This window comes from Campylobacter sp. CNRCH_2007_0968H (assembly GCF_025773245.1).
Lineage (GTDB): Bacteria > Campylobacterota > Campylobacteria > Campylobacterales > Campylobacteraceae > Campylobacter_D > Campylobacter_D lari_D.
This window is the reverse complement of the sequence record NZ_JAKMTQ010000025.1, coordinates 1-5,981: the sequence shown is the minus strand read 5'-3', so window position 1 is coordinate 5,981 and position 5,981 is coordinate 1. Positions and strand designations below refer to the sequence as shown.

Sequence of the window (5,981 nt, the reverse complement as noted above, 5' to 3'; positions counted from 1 at the left end):
CCAATTTTAATAAAACTTTAAGCTTTTACTGCTATAATTTCATTTCCTTTTCAAATAAAAGGGATTTAAAAAACTTAAGATTTTTATCTTAATTTTTAATATTTGTTCTTTAAATTATTAATATTGTTAATCAAATCTTATAGTCAATCTTTGAAATCTAAATAAGTGATCGATTGAGCCAGAGATTTACCTTAATAATGTAAATCTATCAATTAATAATTAAAGATTATTTTATTAATCTTTAAAATACTTTTTCTTTGAAGAAAAAGATTAAACTATCTATATTTTTTATGGAGAGTTTGATCCTGGCTCAGAGTGAACGCTGGCGGCGTGCCTAATACATGCAAGTCGAACGATGAAGCTTTTAGCTTGCTAGAAGTGGATTAGTGGCGCACGGGTGAGTAAGGTATAGTTAATCTGCCCTACACAAGAGGACAACAGTTGGAAACGACTGCTAATACTCTATACTCCTGCTTAACATAAGTTGAGTAGGGAAAGTTTTTCGGTGTAGGATGAGACTATATAGTATCAGCTAGTTGGTGAGGTAATGGCTCACCAAGGCTATGACGCTTAACTGGTCTGAGAGGATGATCAGTCACACTGGAACTGAGACACGGTCCAGACTCCTACGGGAGGCAGCAGTAGGGAATATTGCGCAATGGGGGAAACCCTGACGCAGCAACGCCGCGTGGAGGATGACACTTTTCGGAGCGTAAACTCCTTTTCTTAGGGAAGAATTCTGACGGTACCTAAGGAATAAGCACCGGCTAACTCCGTGCCAGCAGCCGCGGTAATACGGAGGGTGCAAGCGTTACTCGGAATCACTGGGCGTAAAGGGCGCGTAGGCGGATTATCAAGTCTCTTGTGAAATCCAACGGCTTAACCGTTGAACTGCTTGGGAAACTGGTAGTCTAGAGTGAGGGAGAGGCAGATGGAATTGGTGGTGTAGGGGTAAAATCCGTAGATATCACCAAGAATACCCATTGCGAAGGCGATCTGCTGGAACTTAACTGACGCTAAGGCGCGAAAGCGTGGGGAGCAAACAGGATTAGATACCCTGGTAGTCCACGCCCTAAACGATGTACACTAGTTGTTGGGGTGCTAGTCATCTCAGTAATGCAGCTAACGCATTAAGTGTACCGCCTGGGGAGTACGGTCGCAAGATTAAAACTCAAAGGAATAGACGGGGACCCGCACAAGCGGTGGAGCATGTGGTTTAATTCGAAGATACGCGAAGAACCTTACCTGGGCTTGATATCCTAAGAACCTCTTAGAGATAAGAGGGTGCTAGCTTGCTAGAACTTAGAGACAGGTGCTGCACGGCTGTCGTCAGCTCGTGTCGTGAGATGTTGGGTTAAGTCCCGCAACGAGCGCAACCCACGTATTTAGTTGCTAACGGTTTGGCCGAGCACTCTAAATAGACTGCCTTCGTAAGGAGGAGGAAGGTGTGGACGACGTCAAGTCATCATGGCCCTTATGCCCAGGGCGACACACGTGCTACAATGGCATATACAATGAGACGCAATACCGCGAGGTGGAGCAAATCTATAAAATATGTCCCAGTTCGGATTGTTCTCTGCAACTCGAGAGCATGAAGCCGGAATCGCTAGTAATCGTAGATCAGCCATGCTACGGTGAATACGTTCCCGGGTCTTGTACTCACCGCCCGTCACACCATGGGAGTTGATTTCACTCGAAGCCGGAATACTAAACTAGTTACCGTCCACAGTGGAATCAGCGACTGGGGTGAAGTCGTAACAAGGTAACCGTAGGAGAACCTGCGGTTGGATCACCTCCTTTCTAGAGTACAAACTGATAAGTCTCACAACTATCAGTTCATATATAGACTCAATCATCCTTGTTTAGATTTCAAAGATTGATGAAAAGCTAATTTTGGGGAATTAGCTCAGCTGGGAGAGCGCCTGCTTTGCACGCAGGAGGTCAGCGGTTCGATCCCGCTATTCTCCACCATTTATTAAGGGCCTATAGCTCAGCTGGTTAGAGTGCACCCCTGATAAGGGTGAGGTCACAAGTTCAAGTCTTGTTAGGCCCACCATAAAAAAGATTTGTTTATCAATCATATAATAAAGTTTTAAAACTTAAAGCAAGTATATAGCTAATATAAAGTAATAAGTAAAGTAAAATACTTTATTACTTATGTTTTTAAATTATTTAAACTCTTTATATATACTTCCTTTAGGTTTTAAGACCTAAGCTAAATAAATAATAGAATATTTTATATATTAGATTAGTTATTTAATGTTATTTGAATTATCATTGTTAAGAGTCACAAGCAAGTTTTAATAAAAACAATTTTACAGGACTTGTTAAAGGATAAAACCTAACTATCTTTTCTTTAGCTTTTAGTTAAAGACAAGTTTTAAACTCACAACTTAGTTAGACTAATATTTTTAGTTTTATTAAGTGTTTAAATGCTTTCCGTCTTAAGATAGTAAAGTATTATCATAAAAACTTTAACAAGGAAGTGATGCGTTTTAGAATGAATTTAAAAGGTAAGCTATTAAGAGCGAATGGTGGATGCCTTGGCTGGTAAAGGCGATGAAGGACGTACTAGACTGCGATAAGCTACGGGGAGCTGTCAAGAAGCTTTGATCCGTAGATTTCCGAATGGGGCAACCCAGTATATAGAGATATATACTACCATAATGGAGCGAACGTAGGGAATTGAAACATCTTAGTACCTACAGGAAAAGAAATCAATAGAGATTGCGTCAGTAGCGGCGAGCGAAAGCGCAAGAGGGCAAACCCAGTGCTTGCACTGGGGGTTGTAGGACTGCAATGTGCAATAGGTAAGGTTAGTAGAACACTCTGGAAAGTGTAGCCATAGAGGGTGATAGTCCCGTATACGAAAACCAAACCTTAGCTAGCAGTATCCTGAGTAGGGCGGGACACGAGGAATCCTGTCTGAAGCTGGGTCGACCACGATCCAACCCTAAATACTACTACCAGACCGATAGTGCACAAGTACCGTGAGGGAAAGGTGAAAAGAACTGAGGTGATCAGAGTGAAATAGAACCTGAAACCATTTGCTTACAATCATTCAGAGCACTATGTAGCAATACAGTGTGATGGACTGCCTTTTGCATAATGAGCCTGCGAGTTGTGGTGTCTGGCAAGGTTAAGCACACGCGAAGCCGTAGCGAAAGCGAGTCTGAATAGGGCGCTTAAGTCAGATGCTGCAGACCCGAAACGAAGTGATCTATCCATGAGCAAGTTGAAGCTAGTGTAAGAACTAGTGGAGGACTGAACCGATAGGCGTTGAAAAGCCCCCGGATGACTTGTGGATAGGGGTGAAAGGCCAATCAAACTTCGTGATAGCTGGTTCTCTCCGAAATATATTTAGGTATAGCGTTGTGTCGTAGTATAAGGGGGTAGAGCACTGAATGGGCTAGGGCATACACCAATGTACCAAACCCTATCAAACTCCGAATACCTTATATGTAATCACAGCAGTCAGGCGGCGAGTGATAAAATCCGTCGTCAAGAGGGAAACAACCCAGACTACCAGCTAAGGTCCCTAAATCTTACTTAAGTGGAAAACGATGTGAAGTTACTTAAACAACCAGGAGGTTGGCTTAGAAGCAGCCATCCTTTAAAGAAAGCGTAATAGCTCACTGGTCTAGTGATTTTGCGCGGAAAATATAACGGGGCTAAAGTAAGTACCGAAGCTGTAGACTTGATTTTATCAAGTGGTAGGAGAGCGTTCTATTTGCGCCGAAGGTATACCGGTAAGGAGTGCTGGAGCGAATAGAAGTGAGCATGCAGGCATGAGTAGCGATAATTAATGTGAGAATCATTAACGCCGTAAACCCAAGGTTTCCTACGCGATGCTCGTCATCGTAGGGTTAGTCGGGTCCTAAGTCGAGTCCGAAAGGGGTAGACGATGGCAAATTGGTTAATATTCCAATACCAACATTAGTGTGCGATGGAAGGACGCTTAGGGCTAAGCAAGCTAGCGGATGGAAGTGCTAGTCTAAGGTCGTAGGAGGTTATATAGGCAAATCCGTATAACAATACTCCGAGAACTGAAAGGCTCTTCAAAGTCTTCGGACAGCGAGGAGAATTGCTGATGCCGTCGAGCCAAGAAAAGTTTCTAAGTTTAGCTAATGTTGCCCGTACCGTAAACCGACACAGGTGGGTGGGATGAGTATTCTAAGGCGCGTGGAAGAACTCTCTTTAAGGAACTCTGCAAAATAGCACCGTATCTTCGGTATAAGGTGTGGTTCGCTTCGTATTAGGATTTACTCCGAAAGCGAAGAAACTTACAACAAAGAGTCCCTCCCGACTGTTTACCAAAAACACAGCACTCTGCTAACTCGTAAGAGGATGTATAGGGTGTGACGCCTGCCCGGTGCTCGAAGGTTAATTGATGGGGTTAGCATTAGCGAAGCTCTTGATCGAAGCCCGAGTAAACGGCGGCCGTAACTATAACGGTCCTAAGGTAGCGAAATTCCTTGTCGGTTAAATACCGACCTGCATGAATGGCGTAACGAGATGGGAGCTGTCTCAAAGAGGGATCCAGTGAAATTGTAGTGGAGGTGAAAATTCCTCCTACCCGCGGCAAGACGGAAAGACCCCGTGGACCTTTACTACAGCTTGACACTGCTATTTGGATAAGAATGTGCAGGATAGGTGGGAGGCTTTGAGTATATGACGCCAGTTGTATATGAGCCGTTGTTGAGATACCACTCTTTCTTATTTGGGTAGCTAACCAGCTTGAGTTATCCTCAAGTGGGACAATGTCTGGTGGGTAGTTTGACTGGGGCGGTCGCCTCCCAAATAATAACGGAGGCTTACAAAGGTTGGCTCAGAACGGTTGGAAATCGTTCGTAGAGTATAAAGGTATAAGCCAGCTTAACTGCAAGACATACAAGTCAAGCAGAGACGAAAGTCGGTCTTAGTGATCCGGTGGTTCTGTGTGGAAGGGCCATCGCTCAAAGGATAAAAGGTACCCCGGGGATAACAGGCTGATCTCCCCCAAGAGCTCACATCGACGGGGAGGTTTGGCACCTCGATGTCGGCTCATCGCATCCTGGGGCTGGAGCAGGTCCCAAGGGTATGGCTGTTCGCCATTTAAAGCGGTACGCGAGCTGGGTTCAGAACGTCGTGAGACAGTTCGGTCCCTATCTGCCGTGGGCGTAAGAAGATTGAAGAGATTTGACCCTAGTACGAGAGGACCGGGTTGAACAAACCACTGGTGTAGCTGTTGTTCTGCCAAGAGCATCGCAGCGTAGCTAAGTTTGGAACGGATAAACGCTGAAAGCATCTAAGCGTGAAGCCAACTCTAAGATGAATCTTCTCTAAGCTCTCTAGAAGACTACTAGTTTGATAGGCTGGGTGTGTAATGGATGAAAGTCCTTTAGCTGACCAGTACTAATAGAGCGTTTGGCTTATCTTATTTAAGCATCACTTCCTTGTTAAGGTTTTTAATAAAGCTTTGAGTGTTTTTATATGAAATATTTATATAAAAATTACATTCTTAAGTTTATAAAATCTTATAAGTAAAGTTTATATTAGAACTTGCTCTTAACATTGTTTTTTAAGTATTCTAAAATGAAACAATAAAGTATTTAGTTCAATAAAACATCTAAATATAAGAATAAGATGAAAGTTAAAATAAAAATAATTTTTATGTTTAAATCTTATTGATTGTTTTTATTATGCTATATTAAATAGAATATTTAAATAACAATGTCCGTGATTATACAGATGTGGAGACGCCTTGCTCCATCCCGAACCAAGAAGCTAAGCACATCGTGGGTGATGATACTACGCCTTACTGGCAGGGGGAAAGTAGCTCATTGCGGACTTGTTAATTCTTATTATTCTTACTTTATATATAATCCTATATTTATTTTTATTGTTAGTTATTTTAGTTATTTTAGTTATTTTAGTTATTTTAGTTATTTTAGTTATTTTAGTTATTTTAGTTATTTTAGTTATTTTAGTTATTTTAGTTA

At 42.2% G+C, this 5,981-nt stretch carries 2 tRNA genes and 3 rRNA genes; all 5 read left to right on the top strand.

Annotation, left to right across the window (positions count from 1 at the left end):
• Nucleotides 1-287: 287 nt before the first annotated feature.
• Nucleotides 288-1,800: ribosomal RNA gene (locus L8Y18_RS08320) — 16S ribosomal RNA — on the top strand.
• A gap of 95 nt (nt 1,801-1,895) precedes the next feature.
• A tRNA-Ala gene (locus tag L8Y18_RS08315) sits at nt 1,896-1,971 on the top strand.
• Between the two features lie 8 nt (nt 1,972-1,979).
• Nucleotides 1,980-2,056, top strand: a tRNA-Ile gene (locus L8Y18_RS08310).
• A 455-nt stretch (nt 2,057-2,511) separates the two neighbouring features.
• Nucleotides 2,512-5,419, top strand: a 23S ribosomal RNA gene (locus tag L8Y18_RS08305).
• A gap of 295 nt (nt 5,420-5,714) precedes the next feature.
• A 5S ribosomal RNA gene (rrf, locus tag L8Y18_RS08300) occupies nt 5,715-5,831 on the top strand.
• Together the 16S, 23S and 5S rRNA genes with 2 tRNA genes alongside form the textbook arrangement of a ribosomal RNA operon.
• The last annotated feature ends 150 nt before the right edge of the window (nt 5,832-5,981 follow it).